This window comes from Paenibacillus solani, from assembly GCF_050475945.1.
In the GTDB taxonomy this organism is placed as follows: Bacteria; Bacillota; Bacilli; order Paenibacillales; family Paenibacillaceae; genus Paenibacillus_AQ; species Paenibacillus_AQ solani_A.
In genome coordinates, this window is record NZ_JBCMXJ010000006.1 from 15,709 (window position 1) to 36,386 (window position 20,678).

The 20,678-nt window shown below is 48.4% G+C and carries 18 protein-coding genes and 1 other annotated feature; of the genes, 10 read left to right on the forward strand and 8 right to left on the reverse strand.

Annotated features, from left to right (window positions below):
- The first annotated feature begins 51 nt into the window (after window positions 1-51).
- The 5 genes from ABEQ74_RS07305 to ABEQ74_RS07325 all read left to right on the forward strand — a co-directional run bounded on the left by ABEQ74_RS07305 (window position 52) and on the right by ABEQ74_RS07325 (window position 6,292).
- On the forward strand, window positions 52-1,071 hold the full coding sequence (locus ABEQ74_RS07305; protein WP_430120985.1) for a LacI family DNA-binding transcriptional regulator: 1,020 nt from the start codon (window positions 52-54) through the stop codon (window positions 1,069-1,071).
- Between the two features lie 121 nt (window positions 1,072-1,192).
- Entirely contained in the window at window positions 1,193-2,182 is a 990-nt protein-coding gene (locus tag ABEQ74_RS07310; protein ID WP_430120987.1) for an ABC transporter permease, read from the forward strand.
- A 23-nt stretch (window positions 2,183-2,205) separates the two neighbouring features.
- Window positions 2,206-3,090, forward strand: coding sequence for a carbohydrate ABC transporter permease (locus tag ABEQ74_RS07315; protein ID WP_430120990.1), 885 nt, complete (start codon window positions 2,206-2,208; stop codon window positions 3,088-3,090).
- A gap of 98 nt (window positions 3,091-3,188) precedes the next feature.
- Entirely contained in the window at window positions 3,189-4,835 is a 1,647-nt protein-coding gene (locus tag ABEQ74_RS07320; protein WP_430120992.1) for a sugar ABC transporter substrate-binding protein, read from the forward strand.
- 110 nt (window positions 4,836-4,945) lie between these two features.
- Window positions 4,946-6,292, forward strand: a complete 1,347-nt coding sequence (locus tag ABEQ74_RS07325) for a glycoside hydrolase family 30 protein (protein ID WP_430120994.1) — start codon at window positions 4,946-4,948, stop codon at window positions 6,290-6,292.
- 188 nt (window positions 6,293-6,480) lie between these two features.
- Here the strand turns inward: ABEQ74_RS07325 and ABEQ74_RS07330 are convergent, their stop codons facing one another.
- On the reverse strand, window positions 6,481-6,837 hold the full coding sequence (locus tag ABEQ74_RS07330; protein WP_430120996.1) for a DUF4181 domain-containing protein: 357 nt from the start codon (window positions 6,835-6,837) through the stop codon (window positions 6,481-6,483).
- Window positions 6,838-6,959: 122 nt separating this feature from the next.
- Entirely contained in the window at window positions 6,960-7,883 is a 924-nt protein-coding gene (locus ABEQ74_RS07335; RefSeq protein WP_430120998.1) for an ArsR/SmtB family transcription factor, read from the reverse strand.
- A 157-nt stretch (window positions 7,884-8,040) separates the two neighbouring features.
- Here ABEQ74_RS07335 and ABEQ74_RS07340 point away from each other — a divergent pair, with 157 nt between their 5' ends.
- The 4 genes from ABEQ74_RS07340 (at window position 8,041) to ABEQ74_RS07355 (ending at window position 10,986) form a co-directional block, all read left to right on the forward strand.
- Window positions 8,041-8,217 (forward strand): hypothetical protein, encoded by a 177-nt coding sequence (locus ABEQ74_RS07340; protein ID WP_430121000.1) that lies wholly within the window; start codon window positions 8,041-8,043, stop codon window positions 8,215-8,217.
- A gap of 47 nt (window positions 8,218-8,264) precedes the next feature.
- Entirely contained in the window at window positions 8,265-8,588 is a 324-nt protein-coding gene (locus ABEQ74_RS07345; protein WP_430121002.1) for an RNA polymerase sigma factor, read from the forward strand.
- A gap of 50 nt (window positions 8,589-8,638) precedes the next feature.
- Window positions 8,639-8,910, forward strand: a binding site (T-box leader).
- Between the two features lie 46 nt (window positions 8,911-8,956).
- Complete coding sequence (gene metG, locus ABEQ74_RS07350; RefSeq protein WP_430121004.1) at window positions 8,957-10,597, forward strand: methionine--tRNA ligase; 1,641 nt, start codon at window positions 8,957-8,959, stop codon at window positions 10,595-10,597.
- A gap of 122 nt (window positions 10,598-10,719) precedes the next feature.
- Window positions 10,720-10,986, forward strand: a complete 267-nt coding sequence (locus tag ABEQ74_RS07355; RefSeq protein WP_430121006.1) for a hypothetical protein — start codon at window positions 10,720-10,722, stop codon at window positions 10,984-10,986.
- Here the strand turns inward: ABEQ74_RS07355 and ABEQ74_RS07360 are convergent.
- Genes ABEQ74_RS07360 through ABEQ74_RS07375 form a run of 4 tightly spaced genes read right to left on the reverse strand, consistent with a single transcriptional unit; the run spans window position 10,975 to window position 15,383 of the window.
- Window positions 10,975-11,832: an MBL fold metallo-hydrolase gene (locus ABEQ74_RS07360; RefSeq protein WP_430121008.1), complete on the reverse strand. Its 858-nt coding sequence runs from the start codon at window positions 11,830-11,832 to the stop codon at window positions 10,975-10,977. The genes ABEQ74_RS07355 and ABEQ74_RS07360 overlap by 12 nt on opposite strands.
- Window positions 11,833-11,865: 33 nt before the next feature.
- Window positions 11,866-13,503, reverse strand: a complete 1,638-nt coding sequence (locus ABEQ74_RS07365; RefSeq protein ID WP_430121010.1) for an extracellular solute-binding protein — start codon at window positions 13,501-13,503, stop codon at window positions 11,866-11,868.
- A 21-nt stretch (window positions 13,504-13,524) separates the two neighbouring features.
- On the reverse strand, window positions 13,525-14,433 hold the full coding sequence (locus tag ABEQ74_RS07370; RefSeq protein WP_430121012.1) for a carbohydrate ABC transporter permease: 909 nt from the start codon (window positions 14,431-14,433) through the stop codon (window positions 13,525-13,527).
- 8 nt (window positions 14,434-14,441) lie between these two features.
- On the reverse strand, window positions 14,442-15,383 hold the full coding sequence (locus tag ABEQ74_RS07375; RefSeq protein WP_430121014.1) for an ABC transporter permease: 942 nt from the start codon (window positions 15,381-15,383) through the stop codon (window positions 14,442-14,444).
- Window positions 15,384-15,652: 269 nt separating this feature from the next.
- Here ABEQ74_RS07375 and ABEQ74_RS07380 point away from each other — a divergent pair, with 269 nt between their 5' ends.
- Entirely contained in the window at window positions 15,653-17,953 is a 2,301-nt protein-coding gene (locus ABEQ74_RS07380; RefSeq protein ID WP_430121016.1) for a helix-turn-helix transcriptional regulator, read from the forward strand.
- Window positions 17,954-18,251: 298 nt separating this feature from the next.
- Here the strand turns inward: ABEQ74_RS07380 and ABEQ74_RS07385 are convergent, their stop codons facing one another.
- Together ABEQ74_RS07385 and ABEQ74_RS07390 are read right to left on the reverse strand one after the other, a co-directional pair.
- On the reverse strand, window positions 18,252-19,106 hold the full coding sequence (locus tag ABEQ74_RS07385) for an alpha/beta fold hydrolase (protein WP_430121018.1): 855 nt from the start codon (window positions 19,104-19,106) through the stop codon (window positions 18,252-18,254).
- 420 nt (window positions 19,107-19,526) lie between these two features.
- Entirely contained in the window at window positions 19,527-20,654 is a 1,128-nt protein-coding gene (locus tag ABEQ74_RS07390; RefSeq protein WP_430121020.1) for an ATP-binding protein, read from the reverse strand.
- Window positions 20,655-20,678 lie beyond the last annotated feature (24 nt).

Below are 20,678 nucleotides of genomic sequence, written 5' to 3' on the forward strand. Positions count from 1 at the left end.
ACTTATGTATATAAAAACGTTTTTATCGCAAAGGAAGAATGGAATGGTTAAATGGGTAAAGTAACGATCAAGGATGTGGCGAGAGAAGCTGGAGTCTCCATTTCTACAGTTTCTAATGCATTAAATGATGTAGATGTATTGAACCCGGAGACCAAATCGCATGTGCTAAAGGTGGCGGAACGGCTCAATTATGTGCCGAACCTGAATGGAAAGCTGTTGAAGTCGGGGAAGACCAAGATGCTGGGCTTCTTTACGACAAGCGTGTCAGGTCCCTACTTCTACACACTGGTGGATTCAATGTCACGGGAATGTGATCGTCTGGGTTACGGCTTAAATGTGTTTGTTACGAAGGATAAGCAGGTCATTATGAGCAATATTATGGGCGGCCGGGTGGATGGCGTCATCATCTTCGAAGAACTGAAGATCGACGATAAAGACATTGCCGCCATGGAGAAGGATAAGATTAAGGCGGTATTCCTGGATCGCGAGATTCAGAAAGAGACGATGGGCAGTATCATATTCGACTCTTATGAAGCTGGTTATGAATCAACCAAGTACTTGATCAGCTTGGGACACAAGAAGATTGCTTATATATCCGGTGTGGATACGATGTTTGACAGCGTGCAGCGGCGGGAAGGCTATTTGGCTGCACTTCGGGACTGCCAGTATCCGATAGATGGAGACTACATCCTACAAGGATATTTTGAGGAAGAAGGCTCCTATTCGGCTGTAAAATCGCTGCTGCATCAACATCCCGGCAAAGTACCGGATGCTTTTCTGGCTGGTAATGATGTGAGCGCCATTGGCTGTATTAAGGCCCTGAAGTCGCTGGGTTACGAGGTTCCGCAGGACATCAGCGTGGTGGGCTTTGATGATATCGATATCGCGCAGTATTTTACGCCGCCCCTGTCGACCGTACGTAACCAGATTGCCAGACAAGGAATCCTGGTCGTGAATCATTTGGTGCGCATGATCCAGAAGAAAGAGAAGGGCAAGATTCAGAAATTGCAAGGGGAACTGGTCGTTCGCGGTTCCAGTCACGTCAAGCTGAACCGGGACGAGAGGGTTTAAATTCAAGGAAATTAGCAAGGATTGTCAAGTTTTTTTTGAACTATATGGAAAGCCGACGTGTTTTTCGTTGAAAAATAAAAACGTTTTTATTGACATTTCATGATCAAAGGGGGCTAAGCAGGTGAGCAAAGCAGCTACAGCTCAGTCAAGCGGTACCAGTACGGTGTCGCCAACCGGCAAGAAGCCGATGGGACAGAGAATCAAGGAATTCATCATCGATTACAAGCGGCAGTGGGAGCTCCAATCGATGATCCTTCCGGGCATTATCTTTATGTTTATTTTCTGCTACATACCGATTTACGGTTTGACGATTGCCTTTAAGAACTACACCGTAATCGATACGCTGGATTCTGCACCGTGGGTGGGCCTGGATAATTTCAAAATTATTATGTCAGACCGATACTTCTGGGATTCCGTTGTCAATACGCTGGGCATCAGTTTCTTGAAATTGGCGATCGGTTTTGTCATTCCGATTATTCTGGCCATTATGATTTACGAAGTTGGGATGGGGCGTTTCAAAAAGTTCGTGCAGACGATTTCGTATCTGCCTCACTTCTTGTCCTGGATCGTACTCGGCGGGATGCTCATTACCTGGTTCTCGACATCCGGCTTGTTTAATGAGGTTTTGCTTAGTCTCGGCCTGATCTCTCAGCCGCAAAACATTTTGCTCGATCCAAGCAAGTATTGGTGGATCGCGACATTATCGGATATTTGGAAGGAAGCGGGCTGGGGAACCATTCTGTATTTAGCGATCATGGCAAAGATCGATCCGACCTACTATGAGGCCGCGAGAATCGATGGAGCCAGTCGGTTGAGACAAATCTGGAACATCACCCTCCCGAACATGAAGATGATTATCAGCTTAAATCTGATTCTTACTGTAAGCGGTTTATTGGGCTCGAATCTGGATCAAACGCTGGTGCTTATGAATTCGCAGAACCGGGAGAAGGCGGAAGTCATTAACTCGTACGTGTACCGGATGGGGATGACGCAGGGTGATTTCTCGTATGCGACCGCTGTTGGTTTGGGTGTATCCATCATCTCTGTCATCCTGCTCGTAACGGCGAACAAGGTGACCAGTAAATTGAATGATAATCAATCCGTTCTGTAGGTCATGTAGAGGGAGGTATTACGGTGAATTTGAAAGCAGCAAAAGGGGATCTCGACAGCCGGATTTTTGATACGATCAACATCATCTTACTGGTTGCGTTCACGATCATTATTGTCGTTCCGTTATGGAACGTTGTCGTTTCGTCCTTCAGCTCGGGCAGGTCTCTTGCCGAGGGCGGGTTTATCTTCTGGCCTACGGAATTCTCGATTGAGAACTACCAAGCCGTATTCCGGGATGCAGGCATCTGGCAGGCCTTCTTCATCTCGGTAGCCAAAACGCTCATTGGGGTTATCACGCATGTGTTCTTCTGTGCCATGGTGGGATACGGCTTGAGTAAAAAATACGTCCGCGGCCGCAAATTCTATGTTGCCATGGGAGTTGTCACCATGTTTTTCTCCGGCGGTATGATCCCGACATACTTGTTAATCAAGGACTTGGGGCTGCTAAACAGCTTCTGGGTGTACATTATTCCAGCTCTATTGAGCTTTTACGATGTCATTATTCTGATGAACTTTTTCCGCAACGTGCCGGATTCGCTGGAAGAGTCGGCGAAGATCGACGGCGGGGGCGACTGGAGAATATTCTTGAGCATCTTCATTCCTCTTTCCATGCCGGCGATGGCGACCATTGCCTTGTTTAACGGGGTTGGGCAGTGGAATGATTTTATGACCACTAAACTGTATATCACGGATCAGTCGCTCTATCCGCTGCAGATGATGTTGTACGAGATTATTGTGCAGTCTCAGACACAATCGATGCAAAATATCGGCTCGGTTGCGATTCAGACAACAACCAAAGGGGTCCAACTAGCAACAATCGTCGTAACGACGCTGCCCATTGTTGTGATGTATCCAATATTACAGAGATATTTTATCTCCGGCATGATGCTCGGAGCGGTTAAAGAGTAGCGAAGTCCGCAGCTCTTTAAGGGAGTGGAACAGAAGCAAGCCTGTAAAGACTAGGGTCAAATAAGAAAGCGCTTTAATTAAAAGGGAGGTTTACAGGAATGTTGATGAACAAAGCTTTTGGCAAAAAAGGACTTACACTGTTTACGGCACTGATGGCCGTTGTGCTGGTCGTGAGCGGCTGCGGCGGCTCGGGCGGGAAATCGGGGTCCAAGAAAGAAAACTGGGTTTCGATCGAGGATCGGTACACACCGGATGCGAACACACCGGCTTGGCAGCTGGATAAAAAAGAAGAAACAACGGATCTCACATGGTATGTGAATGCGGACTGGTGGAACACGGATTTCGGCAAGGATGTCGTTACTAAGAAGATCAAGGAAGATTTAAACATCAATATTAAATTTATTACCGGCGATGATACGAAACTGAACACGTTCTTTGCGGGCGGAGATATGCCGGACTTGATCACCACATTCGATTCCAACTCCCCGGTCGTGCAAAAGGCCGCCACCTGGGCGCTGCCGCTGAACGATCTGGCCGAGAAGTATGATCCCTACTTTAATAAGGTAGCGGCACAAGATACGATCAACTGGTTCCAATTGAAGGACGGTAAAACTTACGGGTACCCGAACTACTCCAATACGCAGGAAGACTACGACAGCGGCAATATTCCTGCCAAGACAGCATTTGTCATCCGCAAGGATGTTTACGAGGCTATCGGCAAGCCTGCCATGGGCACACCGGAAGAATTCCGGGCTGCTCTCGCTGAGATCAAGAAGCAATTCCCTGCACTGATTCCACTGGGCTTCAACTCGATCGGCGAAGGTACGGGATCGCTTGGCGATGTGCTGCAGGACTTCATCGGCGTACCGCTGGAAGACGAGAACGGCAGCTTCTACAACCGAAATCTGGATGAAGATTATCTGACTTGGGTCAAAGCGTTCAACACCGTGTACCGGGACGGATCGATCAGCGATGACAGCTTTGCCGATGACGGAACGGCTTTTGAGGAGAAGGTGAAAGCGGGCAAATACGCAGCGATCATGCTGGACGGCACGCCACAGCAAGGCGGAAACCTGCAGAGCTTCTACAGCAACAATAAAGGCAAAGAATACATTGCAATTGACGGACCACAAAGCACAGTGGGACATGCGCCGACATTGAACCAATCGGGTATTACTGGCTGGATGATCAGTTTTATTACAAAAGATAATGCCGATCCTGCCAAGTCCATTCAGCTGTTCACGTACCTGTTGAGCGAAGAAGGACAAATGCTGATGAACTACGGCATCGAGGGTGAGACCTACCAAGTGAATGCAGACGGAACGGTTGAATTCCTGCCTGAGGTAAAAGATCTGCAAATAAACAACCCGGATACCTTCAAAAAAGACTACCGCATGGGCGAATTCATGTTCTTTGGCCATGATCGTCACAAAGCCTTGAGCGGAGATGCCTTCCCGGATGCGATTAAGCAAATGCAGGAATGGGGCAAAGGGAAATTGACGCCGCATTTTATTCTCGAAAATATCAACCCGGATCAGGGAACGCCTGAAGCACGTTCTCTGACGGCCATCAATACAAAATGGAACACCACGCTCATCAGTATGATTCGTTCCAAGGATGACGCCACTTACGACAGTCTTTTGAACGAATACAAAAAGTTTCTGGACGATAACAACTGGGATAAAATCATTGAAGTCCGCAATGAGAAGATGAAGGCGAATAAAGAGAAGCTGGGGCTTAAATAAGTTTACGTTAATGGATGGAGGGCCCCTATCTTGACAGGGTAGGGGCCCTGTCCAAGCTTTTTTCTGGAGACATGGGTAGGAAGACCACAAGAAACCTGGAGGGAAACAACATGCTGAACATCATCATCTACCAGTCAAACGGTGAAGAGGAACTATTCGTTAAAAAAGACATGGCGCAGCTGGCGCCTGTAACGACGGGTGCGGAGAAGCATACGATTGTCATCGATGAGGAGCAGACGTTTCAGGAAATGGACGGCTTCGGCGCGTCCTTCACGGATTCTGCAGCTTATCTGATCCATCAAGTATTGGACACGAAGCAGCGTTCAGAGCTCATGACACAGCTGTTTGATGCAAACGAAGGGATCGGTTTGTCCGTTCTGCGCCAACCGATGGGGGCATCGGATTATGCACGAGACTTCTACAGCTATAATGACCTGTCTGAAGGTCAGACGGACGTAGAGCTTGAGCGGTTCTCCATTGCTCATGACGAGGAAGATATTATTCCTCTTCTGAAGGAAGCGCTGCGATTGAATCCGGATGTGAAGCTGATGGGTTCCCCATGGAGCCCGCCGGGCTGGATGAAGACGAGCGGCTCGATGATTGGCGGGGAGTTGAAGCCGGAATATTATTCGGTGTATGCTAATTATTTTGTGCGTTATATTCAAGGGTATGAAGCCAACGGGCTGCCGATTTATGCCATCACACCGCAGAATGAAGCATTGTACTCGCCAGGTCATTATCCCGGCATGATCATGCTGCCCGAGGTGCAAAGTGATTTCATCAAGAACCATCTGAAGCCGCAATTCGTGAAGAACGGCATTGATACAAAAATCCTCTGTTATGATCATAACTGGGACAAGCCGGATTATCCGTTAACGGTGCTTGAGCAGGCGGGCGACGCCGTGGATGGGGTCGCTTGGCATTGGTATGGCGGCAAGCCATCTGCGCAGTCGGAAGTGTTCGAAGCATTCCCGGGAAAAGAGGTTCATTTCACGGAAGGATCAGGCGGGGAATGGATTCCGCCGTTTGAGCAGGCTTTCTCCAACGTAATTCGAACCGGAATCGAGATACTCCGCAATCACAGTAAGTCCTATGTGCTGTGGAATATGGCGCTGGATGAGAAGAACGGCCCTACGGTGCCGGGCTTTGGAACAAGCACCTGCCGCGGCATTGTGACAGTGAATCAACAGACGAAGGAACTAACCTGTACGCTGGATTACTATGCGTTGGCGCATTTTAGCAAGGTAATCCGCCCGAAAGCGGTTCGCATTGCTTCTACCAGCGGTGATCGGATTCGTTCCGTTGCATTTAAGAACACGGATGGCTCCATTGCCGCCGTATTGTTTAACGACAGCGAGGCTTCGGAGAGTGTGGCGATCCAGCTGCACGGGGAAGAGGCATTGCATTTAGAGATGCCGGCGAAGAGTGCGCTGACGATCAAGCTGGAGAGCAACTAATTGAAGATTGCAGCTAAATAGCTGAATGATAAGAAGCCTGGAACGGTTGTTCCAGGCTTTTTTCATTTAGAGATCAGAAGGCTTAAATTTCCGAGGCTTATCTGCCTGATCTCGCAAAAACAGCATGGCGCTATACGCGGATTGCCTTCTGGGGAAAAGTTGATCGATTTTTTCATAGATACGGAATGCTATTTTAACGAGAAGAAAAACAAAGAAAAGAGAAGAAGAATACCGAGTAGAATCATCGTCATTTGATGCTGTTTGGTTTCCCTCAGATACTTCCATTCCAGGAAACCACGGAATATAAGAACAAGAATAAGCGAGACGAGATACATTCCTTGAATGGTGATTTTTTCGAAAATCCCAAAGAAGCTGACAATGGTAATTCCTATAATTACGATGACGAAGAGCGCGCCGCCACGATAGTAATAGGAATCTCCCTTGGTATCCGTGATCCTAGCTTTGCGGTCTTCTTTATCCAAAAGAAGCCATCTCATTAATAATTGCAGGATGCCAAGGACCAGAAACACAAAAATGATAAACATAGGCTCATTCCTCCTCTCCTATTCTTTTCTTATCGTCAAGATACCTATAGGAGGCTTTGTTTGATAGAGAGTGGCCCTTTCGGCCGCAATGGCTGAATGCTAGAGGATTGGGCAGGTTCCTATCACTTTGATTCCTTGTTGAGCCCGAACACATAAGACTCCAGGAAAGCCTTCAATTGGTTAAAGGATTCGGGTCTGGCGCTGTATTTATATCGCTCATTCGGCATTTTGAAGTGCATGCGCAGAAGGCCAGCAGTTTTGAGCAGGGACAAGTGATAGTGCAGGTTGCTCTTGGACAGACCGGTCTTTTGCTGTAATTCCGTAAATGTGACGGGACCGTCAGCCAGAATGTGCAGCAGTACAAGCCGCTTCTCGTCAGCCAATCCTTTGGTCATGCGCAGCAGCTGATTGGTCGGCGTATCCTCGTCCAGCTGCTCATCATCTACCGCATAACTGATAATAAGCTGCTGGTTGCTTATAAAGTCCATCCGGTTTAACGGCTTAATGTGATAGGTCGGAATGAGAAGAATGGCGTGGTAGTCGTCTTCAGAGTCAAGCACAATCCCGCTCGTGGCCTCATCGATCAAATCAATGTAGGGAAGCTCCCGGCTCAGCTGCTCCATACGGGCAGCGGAACGTCCAAGCAACTCGTGAATCTCAGGCGGGATAGTATAAGCGCGGTGCCACTCCGTCATAAATTCAACGCTCAACTCTCGAAAGGCTTTAAGTCCCATCGGAAATCCGTCTCCAAGATAAGGAGCCAGGATTTCATACAGTTGACCTTCTCCCAAATCGGCAAACCAGCCGAGAAAACGCTCGATATTGTCTTTTTCCGGGCTGTCTACGATAACCAGATGCAGATAGGAAATAATCTCGCACAGGTCCAGCTTCTCCAGCTTGTCCGTAAAAGAAGCGGGCAGCTTCTTCTCAATTTCCTTCCTCCACTTATTTCCCAGATCATGCATTTGGTTTTTATTATCTGTATACGCATACAAGCTGGTTATCAGCTCGTGAACAGGCGAATAGTCAATTCTGATATGAGTCATGATCGTTCACTCCTCTAAGTACTCATCTTTCCATTTTTATGATACCACAACACTTGAAAAATAAATATTGAACTTTCTATAAGTTCATATATAATTGAACTTAAATAAATGGTTCAAAAAAATATGAACTAATGAACGGCAAAAGGAGAGATTGGAGATGAGCAATTGGTTTGATACGGAATATCTCATAAGACAACAGCAGATGGAGCTAAATCGAAAGGCCAGAGAAGCGTGGAAATTCAAGCATGATCGGGTAAGCTTGCGGGTGCGTCTCTTCCTGGGGAAGAAACGGCGTTATCAAGCGGCCAAGAATAAGACCCGCACCTCAAATTAAGGAGTATAGGGACCATCATAAACCTAAGAAGAAATGGAGTGGAATGAGTGGACTTTCTTTCTGTGGATCGTTTAAGCGAAGATGCTGTGCAGGCTTCTCCAGAATCCGTGATGAAAAGCGAGGATCAAGAGGACGCGCTGCTGTCGGCTGTGCTTACACTGCCGGAAACCTTGAGACAGCCGATGTATTTGTACTATTACGAGAATTTCAACACATTAGAGATCGCAGAAGTGCTGCAGATTGAGCCTGAAAATGTACGGAACCGCATGAGCAGAGCCCGCAAGAAACTAAAGATGATGCTCGGCAAGAAGCTGGGGGCAATACGGGATGGCCGCGAGAGATCAAGAGCGACACTGAAATCATCCTCTTGACTTCAACTTTGGTGTTCGGCTATGATTACCAATAAATTGAATAATGCTAAACAAAAGCAATGAAGAGAAAGAGTACCTTGGCGACGTCTTTGAACAGAGAGCCCCGGCTGGTGAAAAGGGGTAAAGAAAGAACCTGGGGAATATGGTCTCTGAGCTGTGCACCGAAACCCTGCCGTAGGGTTGTAGGCTGTGCCGGAACCCGCACCCGTTAACGTGCTAGGGTATACCCGCGTTCATTCGCGTCGTACCCGAAGAGGTGAATGCCGCAAGGCATGAATGAAATTGGGTGGTACCACGTGAGCGACAAGCTCTCGTCCCTTTTGGGATGAGGGCTTTTTTTGTTGTCTACAAAAAGGAGGATGAATGAGATGACGAACATTTTTATCGGTGGCGCTTGGCCCTATGCCAATGGGTCATTGCATCTTGGGAGGCTTGCAAGCCTCTTGCCCGGAGATGTGTTGGCACGTTATTTCCGCGCGAAGGGAGAGCAGGTGCTGTATGTATCCGGCAGTGATTGCCACGGTACGCCGGTGGCTGTTCAAGCGATACAAGAGGGAGTGTCTCCCGGGGATATCGCGGACCGGTATCATGGGGAGTTTGTGAAATGTTTCGAACAGCTGGGCTTCACCTACGATTTATACACCCGAACCGATCAGGCATTTCATCATGGGGTGGTACAGGAGTTGTTTCTAAAGTTGCTGGACAATGGGCATCTGTATCGCAAAACCGTGTTGCAGACGTACTGCGAGACCGATCGGCGCTTTCTGCCGGACCGCTATGTGGAAGGGGATTGTCCCGTTTGCGGCAGCAGGGCTCGCGGAGATCAGTGTGATGCTTGTTCCACGATGCTCGATCCGTCTGATCTGGGGAACAGAACCTGTAAAATCTGCGGAAACCCGCCGGTGGAGCGGCCTACCGAGCATTTTTACGTATCGCTGTCGCATTTTCAGGGCGAGTTAGAGAATGAACTCGATAACGCCCAAGGGTGGCGGGACAATGCAGTGCAAATGACCAGGAGATACTTGGAGGAAGGCCTTCAGGACCGGGCGGCTACGCGTGATCTGACCTGGGGCGTGGATGTGCCCGTTCCGGGCTTCGAGGATAAGAAAATCTATGTCTGGATCGAAGCGGTCAGCGGCTACTTGTCCGCCAGTAAGCAGTGGGCGGCGGAAACGGGCGGAGACTGGGAGTCTTTTTGGCGCAAGGGGCAGGGTGAGGTCACGGCTTATTATGTTCATGGAAAGGACAATATTCCGTTTCATACATTGATCTGGCCCGCGCTGCTTAAGGGGGTCGGGGACTTGCATTTGCCGGATCGGATCATTTCATGCGAATACATGACCCTTGAGGGAAGAAAATTCTCAACCAGTCGCAATTGGGCCATATGGGTGCCGGATTTGTTAAGCCGTTATGAACCTGATTCGATTCGTTATTTCCTTATCGCGAACGGTCCCGAGAAACGGGACGCCGATTTCTCTTGGAGGGAGTTCATTCACAGCCATAATGGGGAGCTGCTTGGCGCATTCGGGAACTTGGTCAATCGTACCTTGGTGTTTGCGAACAAATCGTTTGAGGGAAGGGTGCCCGAAGGTAGCATATCGGAAGAGTGGCAGAGCCGGATTGAGGCATTGTACCGTCAGGCTGGCACGCTCATTGAGGAAGGACGACTGAAAGAAGCGTTGGAGCTGATATTCAGCGTGGTGCGCCTTGCAAACAAATACTTTGATGAACAGAAGCCATGGATTCAGGTGAAGGAGGATCGTGAAGCTTGCGGAAATACACTCTATACCTGTGTTCAGATCATAGCCAATCTGGCGAATCTGCTGCAGCCGTTCATTCCGTTCTCCTGTGATAAAATAAGAGGTTTTCTCTCATTGGAGCAGCCCGCGTGGAAATGGTGCCACATTCCGGCTGGCAGGCCGCTCCACGGCGTGAAGCTATTGTTTGAGCGAATCGAACCAAGCCGAATCGAGGAGGAGACCCGGAGATTGGGGGAGTCATCTCTCTGAGCAGGGAGGACATATCATTACCAAGACTTTGTTAAGGAACATTCAAAACCGGATTCTTCACCGCCTCAACCATGCCGGGATATTGCAGATACGTCGATAGCTCGCACAATAGACGAGGCACCATGTATTTTTCATACAGGGTAGGCCTTATCCGGACGATGACGCTGATACCGTATGAAGAAGAGCTAGCGGTTGAAGATCAAGCCCGGCAGAAAGAAGAGGAACCCCAGCGGGATAGCTGCGGGCTCCTCTTCATTAAGAATGTGGGCATCCGTGTGATCTTCGCAAGGATTCGTGTTCTGTTTCATGAATCCAACCTGTTGATCTGGTTGCTCTTCCTATTTAAAAAAGTTGGTATGTTCCATTTCAGCAATCTGTTATATGCTTAGCCCGTCCCAGGCCACGGTAATCGGACATGGGAACGACTGGGCTGCAAACCAGTCCACGAGCTCAGCGTGGTTGGAGGTAAAGTGGTTGATATGAGTCAGGTAGATGCGGGAACCGGCATGCAGTGTGCCTTGGTCAAGCAGTACACGGAACAATTCCATGCAGCTGAATGCGTCCAGATGCCCATTCGGATTTAGCCCGCGCCCAGGCGTGAGGCCAAAGGTACATTCGCTTATCAGCACATCCAGAGACGCATTTTCTAGAGCCTTGAAAGTCTCAGGCAAATACCAGCCTGTGTCCACGCCATAGTAAACTTTTTGACCATCCGGCCGCTTAATCAAATAATTCGCGCAGCTCTCACCCATATTGCCCAAATGATTGCCGCGGAGCGGCGTCACTTCCATGCCGGAGATCACGACCTTCTCGTTAAACGCCAGCTTATGAAAAGCGACAACGCCGCGTGCCTCCAGATCGGAAGTCATCCCTTTCATAATCGGCCGGCTCTGCCGATAGAAATCAACGATGTCATACGCTTGATCGGTAAAATAATAGTGCAAAGGCTCCGCGTTGCGTTCGATCGACATATTTCTTACATTCATCATCATGTAATTGAAATGGTCCTCGTGCGTATGGCTCACCAGCACATGCTGCAGCTTGGTAAAGTCGCCGAATTCGATCGCTTCCTGAAAAGCATCCGCCCCCAGGTCGATGCAGATTTGCTCATCGAGCCGCAGCATGGAACGGCGGCGAATTTCGCGCCCTCCAGTTCTTCGCGCGTTGTTGCAAACCGGACAAGAACAGAACGGATTCGGAATTCCTTCGGCTGCGCTCGTACCATAAAAGATCATGGCGGTATTCCCCTTTCCTCAATATCTCGTCTATTATTGCTGATTCCATCGGTCGTAAGCAGATTGATAGATGGCAAGGTATTTATCCAGCTTCATCTTGCCGAGCGTCTCCACAAATGCCTCCCATTCGCCGATCGGCCTTGCGCCCGTAATGAATTTAACGATTTGCTCATCCGTGAATGCTTCAATATCAGTCGCGTAAGTGCTTAATTGAATGTTTTCTTCTTCCGTAAAGTTCGGAATCATCAGCTTTTCATCTGGTACCAGGAATGGGCGAATGACATCCTTGTTGGCAATCATTTCGGGAAGGACAGCCGCGCTTTGGTCTACATTTTGCGTGACGCGCTGCGGAATATTGCCGCCTTGGAAAATGGTGTACTCTGCGAGTGCTTCATCTACTGTAAGTCCGTTAGGATTGTTGGCAAATTCGTCCTTCAGTTTATAAAAGCCGTCTCCGTCAATCGTGTAAGTAACGTCCTGGATGCCAAGCCGAGCCAGTGCAGTCCCTTCCTCGCTAAGGAAATAATCGGCCCAGCGGAGTGTAGCTGCAGGATTCGGATTCTTGCTCGTAATGACAAAGGAGCCGAGATCCCTAACTTTAGGGCTGACGCCCGTCCAATACACATCCCCGTCAATCGCTTTAAAAACAGGATTTTGCACGTAATGGCTGCGATTGTCTCCCATCCATAGATTGTTGTTGCCTTTCGCTACGTAACCGACTCGTTCTTCGTCGATCTTAGCGACTTCCTGGTTCATATCCTGTGAGAAAATCTCCTTATCGATCAGTCCTTCAGCCCACAATTTGTTGAAGAAGGTCAGCATATCCTTAAATGTGTCGTCTGTCGCAATATAACGAACCTTGCCCTCATCATCAACATCCATATAAGGTGCGATAATACCGGAATTGCCGCCGAAGCCCCAGCTGCCGTAGAACGATCTGAAGAACTCATTGCCGCTGCTATTGTTCTCTTTGTAACCGGAAATCGGCAGTTCATCCGCAATGCCGTTGCCGTTCGGATCCTGCTCCTTGAATGCTTTCAATACTTCATAGAACTCGTCCATCGTTGTGGGCATTTCAAGTCCCAGCTTGTCCAGCCACTCTTTATTGATCCAAGAGGAGGCAATCCGGCCGTCTGCTTCACTAATATTTGGCAGCGAGTAAATATGACCATCCGCGGACGTAATGGATTTGCGAATACCATCATTGGCTTCCATTAGCGCCGAAAGGTTCGGCGCATAGCCGGCATCGATCAAATCATCAAGCGGGATGATTTGACCAGCAGTCGCGTAAGATGTGATCAATTGCGGCGACAGCATCGCCCGCATGACAAAATCCGGCAGGTCATTGGACGCAAATAGCAAATTTCTCCGCTCTTCGAAGGTGTTTTGCGGGACGGAATCCCAATCGATGATGACATTGGACTTCGCCTCGTAGTCCTTCAACCCCTTATGCTCGTTCCAATCCTTAACAAGCTCGTACTTTGCGACCAGCCCTTTCAGATGGACGGGCTCATTGGCAATCGGCATGCCCGTTTTATTAATATTATCCGTGCTTTCATTCGCCAAAGGCGCCTTATGATCTGCGTTATTTCCGGTATTGCTGCAAGCGCTCATCAGGAGCAGCGATACACTCAGCAAGGTAGACAAGAGTAGTACATACTTCTTTTTCATCGTCGTCATCTCCTTTATTATTCAACCTTTAAGTGCGCCAATCATCATGCCTTTAACAAAAAACTTCTGAAGAAACGGATACAGCATTAAAATAGGTACGCTGGACACGATGATAACCGCGTATTTGACCCCTTCAGCGACGAGAAACTTACTCGAATCGGTCTCAATGGAATCCATCATCACATTATCCGACTGATTCATAACTAGAATTTCCCGCAGGAACAGCTGCAAGGGATAGAATGATCGGTCTTTCAAATAGATCATCGCCTCGAAATAGGAGTTCCAATGGTAGACGGCATAGAACAGGACAAGGACAGCTATGATCGGTGCACTCAAAGGCAGCACGATGGAGAAAAATGCTCGTATATTGCTGCAGCCGTCCATATAGGCCGATTCATAGATCTGCTCGTCGATGGTTGATTCAATAAACGTGCGTGCAACGATCATATTGTACACGTTGATGGCGGTTGGCAGAATCAAAGCCCACATCGAATTGTACAGGCCCAAATTTTTAACGAGTAAATACATCGGAATGATGCCGCCGCTGAAGAACATGGTAATCGTGAAGAATACCATGAACCCTCTTCGCCAAGGGAAATTTTTGCGGGCCAACGGGTAAGCACCCATCATCGTCAGCGCAATATTGACTACCGTACCGATGACCGTGTACAGGATCGTATTCCGATAGCCGATCCATATTTCTTCGTTCATGAATACCCGCCGGTAGGCCTCCAAGTTAAACCCTTTCGGAAACAGGCCAATTTTGCCGGTTACGACCAGCTTGGGATCACTAAAAGAAGCGCTGACGACATGAATAAGCGGGTACAGAATGATTAATACCAACATACCGATTAATGAATATGTAACAATCAGAAATAGACGATCCCCGTTAGACTCTTTAATTTTGTTGGAAACTGCCTGCATGGTCATTCCTCCCTTTAGAACAAGCTGCCACTGCTGTATTTTTTGGCGAGCTTGTTGGCCGCGAGCAATAGGATGATGTTGATGACATTGTTAAAGAGCCCCACGGCAGTGGAAAATCCGTAATCCATGTTGATTAGACCCATTTTGTAAGCGTAAGTGGAGATAACCTCGGACGATTCGATATTCAAGCTGTTTTGCATCAGCAAGATGCGCTCGTAGCTGAGAGTCATCATTTTTCCCATCTGCAAAATAAATTGAATGACAATGGTCGGCAGAAGACATGGCAAGTTCACATGAAGGATCCTTTTCCATCGGCCGGCCCCGTCGATTTGCGCAGATTCATGCAGCTGCGGATCTACACTGGACAATGCCGCGATGAAAATAATGGAGTTCCAGCCTGCATTTCGCCACACATCCGTGCCGATGTAAACACCGGGGAAATAATGCGGATCCGTCAGAAACGGAATCGGACCGAAACCGAATATATCCAGAATATGATTGATGTACCCGTTCTCTCCGGCAAGAAATAAATTAATAATCCCGACAAATACGACCGTGGAAATAAAATACGGTGCATAGGTGATCGTTTGAAACGTTCGCTTCAAGCGTTCCCGCTTAATCTCGTTAAACATGAGAGCCAGGATGATTGGAATCGGAAAGCTGATCAGCGTCTTAAACAGATTAATGACCAGCGTATTGGTGAGAATTCGGGAGAACTGGTACGAACCAAAGAGCCTCGTAAAGTTGTCCATGCCAATCCAAGGGCTGGCTGTAATCCCCATGGCCGGATTAAATCGTTTAAAGGATAGCTGAACCCCGTACATGGGGCCGTAACAAAAGATAATGAAATAAAGGACGACCGGAATTACGAAGATCAGATAGTCCCAGTTTTTACGCAGCGCAAACCTTCTTCTCCGTGATTCGGGCGAGGTGGCAGTCTTGTCTTTAGCAGCCATTTAACGGGCCCCCTTCTTCGTTGCCAAAAGCGGTTCGGCGCCTGAAACGCTTTCGTATGGCTCGATGATAAGTGAATCTGGGGTCGGCAACAACAAGCGGATATCGGCTTATGCACGCAAAAATTGCGTTTCAAGCCGAGTATGTACCCTGCAAATTTTTCAGCAACCAGTCAATTTTTGCTTTTTTACGAAGAAGAATTGATAAGCTTATATCAAATTCGTATACTCGAAATACGCTTTAGACCTAAATCATCAAGGATGTGACGAGTGTGCGCAAAGCGATTCAGTCCAAGCTGTATCGTAAATTTCTGTTTCGGTATCTTCTCATATTAGCTGTCTCCGGCCTGCTGTTCTTATTGACCAATATCATTTTTTTATCGAACACATACAATCGGCTTATGGACAACACGCAGAAATCGATGGCGCATATGACCGAGCTGCTCGATACCCGGATATTCGATTTGCAGATGCTGACTTTGTCCGTATCGCGAAATACAAGGCTGCTCCCTTATCAATTACAAGAGCAGGTGGCTTATCCGTATGATATAGCGAAAGAGCTGGCAAATTTGAAAGCGCCTTCAGCTAATCTTGACTCGATAGGTCTTTACTATCGCCATTCCTCTTATCCATCACTGGAAAACACCATTTTTACGGATACGGGCATGTATACCCCGGAAAGCTATGTTCACTTAATCGGCCATAACCGAATAGCGCCAGAGCAATTACATAATGTAATGGATAAACTGAAGGAGCCTGTATTTATTTCCTCGCTGACCCAATCAGACGAAGAACCGGGCAAGGAACAGGTTCTATTATTGTTGATTCCGCTGGACGGTACGCCATATTCCAGTGGCATTATGATCTATAAGCTGGACTATTCCGCTTTATTGAACAATTTTCGGCAGGTAGTCGATAACGAACGCAGCTTGATCGCTTTTGACCGCAGTGGCACGCCGATTTTCTACCTGAAAGGCCATAGCGATTTGGACTGGAGGCAGCTTGCTCTGGCTGTTGATGATGCAAAGATGCGCATTCCGGGCTATCTTCTATTGCAGGAAACGTCCGACAAACAACAGTTCCATGTAATTAACGCGATTCGGCGCAGCGCTTACAATCAAGAGTATTATGTCGCCTTGACTATTTCCCTGGGAATATTCCTGTTCTCGCTTATTCTTGGCGTGGTGCTTTGCTTCCGGTCGGCTCTAAAGAGCTATCAGCCGATTCAGGAGCTATCGAACCGTTTTTCGGGATTTGTACGGGATAAAGCCGAGGGCGCGGAGCAGGATGAGCTGACCCGGTTAACGCTATATATCGAGCAGATGAGAGATGAAAGCCTGCATTTGTCCCATATGATGCATAATCAGGAGATTTTGACGAGAAACCAGCTATTGTTAGCTGTACTGATGGGGAAGTTGAATGTGGATAATACCTCCGAGACCAATCGGGATGCATTGGACAAGCTGCTTGGCAAACGAAATACGAGCAGCGTGCTAATGTTTATGTTTGATGACTACAACGCCAAAATAAGCAAAGAGCCACTAAGCGAGCAATGGCTCATGAAGTATGCCATCTGTAACGTTTTTGAGAATTTATCGGGCGAGCATGGTGCGAATTATGCGCTTGATTTGGCTATCGACAATGGTATTGTTGGCATCGTCTCGTGGAATACCGAAGAAGAAGGCCGCTGGGAGGAGCATAGCCGAGCGTTTGCGGAGCAGATTTTGGCGTTTATGGAAAGGCATTTCGCGCTCTCCTTGTCTTGTGCCGTCGGAGAGCCGCAGCCAACCAATGAACTGCACCAATCGTTCAACTCGGCGACTTCGCTTTCGGAATATCGGATCTTTGCCGGCAAACAATCGATTATTACGCCTTCGGCAGCCGCGCCAAAAATCGCGAGCGAGGTAGCTGCGGGCACGAGCGACGTACGGCAAATTTCGCTATTAGCAGATGCGCTTCATGCCGCCGTCTGCTCTAAAGACTCCGAGAACCTGGAACGGCAAATCACCGAGCTAAAAGCACGGTTTACGTTTATGGAGGATGCATCCGCCTTCCGCTTGACGTACCAGCAAATGATCTTCACCTTGAACCAGCTTGTCAACAACATCCCGCTATCGCATCGCGAAGCCATTAAATACAAGCTTGATGCGCTTACCGAATATCAGTCGAAGACGATCGAAGAGGCTTGCAGCAATCTGTTTGAGGCTGCGTGCAGCATTCAAGACAGCTTAGGGGAGGATTCAAACCATGATCGATTGTATACGTCCATGCTGGAGTACGTTGCCCGATCATATATGGACTGCAATCTTAGTCTCTCGACCATTGCTGAAGAGTTCTCGTTGACTCCTTCTTACATAACACGTTACTTCAAAAACAAGAACGGACTGCCTTTAATGCAGTATGTCTCGAAAATTCGCATCGAGAAAGCAAAGCAGCTGCTTGAAACGACGCCACTATCCATAAAAGAAATCGTCGAGCAGGTTGGATTCGTTGATGAGAATAACTTCTCACGTGCTTTCCGCAAACGGGAAGGTATCTCCCCGTCGCAGTACCGCTCTGTTCGGCTTGGTTAAGGCCATTATTTCCGGCGATTGCATGCCCATGCGCAACGGAAGTAACGTTGCCTCGCATGGAATCGTTATACTCGATATCAGCCAATAACAGATCCTTTGTCCGGTTGATCGGCAGATGTTCACGACGGTGAGTCATTGAAATTCAGGTATTTTGTCAAGCTCAGTGAAACTGAATCCGTATGAAGCGAGAGTTTATCGGTTAAAAACGTAAGTAGACGTAAAAGGAGCCCCAGCGGGAAAGCTGTGGGCTCCTCTTTTATTAGTGTATAGCGTTGTCATGCGTATCGTATTTACCGGATCAGTGCTCCGTTTCGTGAATCCAATCCGTCAAGACAGCGTTAAAAAGCTCAGGCTCCTCGAACATCGGATTATGGCCGCTCTTTTCAAAAATGACCTTCTTCACGTTCTTTTGCGTGCCTTCTACAGCATCCCATAGCGATACAGGACTGACCAAATAGTCGTAACGCCCAAGACCAATGAAGACGGGGATATCGACCTCTTTCAGGGAATCAATCAGATTCAGCCTTGCGAAGGCTTCTCCCCATAAATGATCCAAGACGGGCATGCTGGTGAAGACCCCATCCCACATGAATCCTGCATCATAGGCATAATCATAAAAGCTGTGGGCTCCCATCCGAATGCACATATGAGCAAACCGTCGTTCAGGCTCCCTTCGGTTGTCTTCCTCCAGCAGGGGGATATCCGCTTCAAACTGCCGTTTCCGCTCAGAACATGCTGTCTCATTGAAAAAGGCGATGCTCTGCTGCTGCCGCTCCAGGCTATTGGTCGGGGCTGTGTTCAGCAGAACCACCTTCCGGACATGTTCCGGATATTTTTTAGTATATTCCAGCGCCATAAAGGCGTGTCCCGAATGCCCCAATATGATAAAATCCTCCAGTCCCAGCGCTTGCCTTGCCTTTTCGATATCATCCAGAACCTTATCCAGCGTATAGTCTTCCGGTTCCAGTGTCCGAGGAGGCTGCACAAAACCTCGATGGTCCAGGAAAATCAATTGAAATGACGAATAAAGCTGCTCCGAAAACAAGCGGGGGTAGTAAACGCTGCTTCCCACCACCAATATGGGCTTGCCGTTTCCATGAATAGAAACATTTAATGCAAATCCTTCGCTCATTATCGTACCTTGTGTGTTCATGCGTATCGTCCTCGTTTCGTTTTATATTTTAATCGCACCAGCCCCTTTCTTGTTCCGATTCCATTACATTCTCCATAGAACGTTCCAGCATTCTATATCACCTCAATCTGCGTCGTTCAAGCTTAGTATAGCACAGGAGCACAGGCACTCGGAGTACCTGGATATTAAGTGGGAACCTCCGTAAATAGCTTCCGTCTCATTTCCTTCATGCCTATCGGAATGAATAGCTGCAACCACCACACAAGTTATCTTCTTCTTCCCACTAGGGGCCTTACTGTGCAAATGGCGCGTGGTTCCGGGCATTTATGGTCGACAGCCATCCATGCATGCCCGAACCATGCATCGGGCGCACGATGTGCGCTGTCGATCGTAAGTGCCGCTGCTACAAAAAAGCAAGGTAACTACAAGTGGGATCGCCCCTCAAGCCTCTTTTTCAGAGGAGTTTCGGATTGTCAGGGCAAGTGCAGGATAGTCAGCGGCAATCGCATCCCTGCGCTCGAGGATCCGATCAAACTCAAAAGCAGAGCTGAACAGTTCCGGTTCAGGCTTGAATGTCACGCTCGTGCCCGTCTCTTGGGTTAAACCGACCGTTTGCAGTCCGGTCTGCGGAATGCCGTGCCGGTATTCTTGCCGATAGATGTTCCCGTCACGGCGAATCTCCACGGTCAGATACTTGGAGAGGGCATTGACCACGGCAATGCTAATCCCTTTCTCCGCTCCGGGAACCAGAAAGTTCGCGCTTGCGTTCAATCGGTGAACATCGGTCAGAATCGACTGTACAACTGGAATGTTGGAATTCGGTAGTGCCTGCACGGGAATACCTCTTCCGTTATCGGTAACCGTCACGCTGCCATCCTCATGCAGGAAAATGCCAATTTGATCGCCATACCCGTTCGTATGCTCCAGTATAGAGTTTTCCACCACTGCCCACAGCAGCTGATGAATGTCGAAGCCATGCGATGTTCCGAAGTACATCCCCGCATTGCTGCGGGTTTCCGACATCTCAAGATAGTCGCTTGCATCGAGCAGATCACCTGCAGCTGACAGCAGCAGCAGGAATGGCAGGCTTCGATGCTTAGGTAGAGTGTAGCGGCCGCCCTGCTCCTGGACGAGTAGATCTGCGCCGAGCAGCGCCTTGAGATGATGATACAGCTGACCTGTTGTTCCCATGTTGAGTCGTTCCACCAGTTCGGAACCGGATAGGGACTCTGCCATGACGGCCTTAAGAATATCCAGGCGCTGCTTGTTGCCCAGTGCGGCCAGGATTTTGGCTGCCTTCTCGGTGTTCATGTCCAGCAATTGATCCATGCGCCGTTCCTGCGGCTCCCAGCGGATACCATGTCCGTTCAGATGTACTTGTCCGGCATAGAAGACGGAGCCAGCTTCGGGGGTTGTTTCATATATATTGGGTGCCGTATCTATTTCTTGTTGATGTTGGTTTGATGCGGTAACAGGTTTACGTTCCATAATCGCTTGATAAACAAGCTGCTGCAGTTCGGCCATTTGATTCTTTAAAACATCCATCTCTTGAGTCAGATCACGTGTCATGTCGGACCATCAACCTCACTTTTT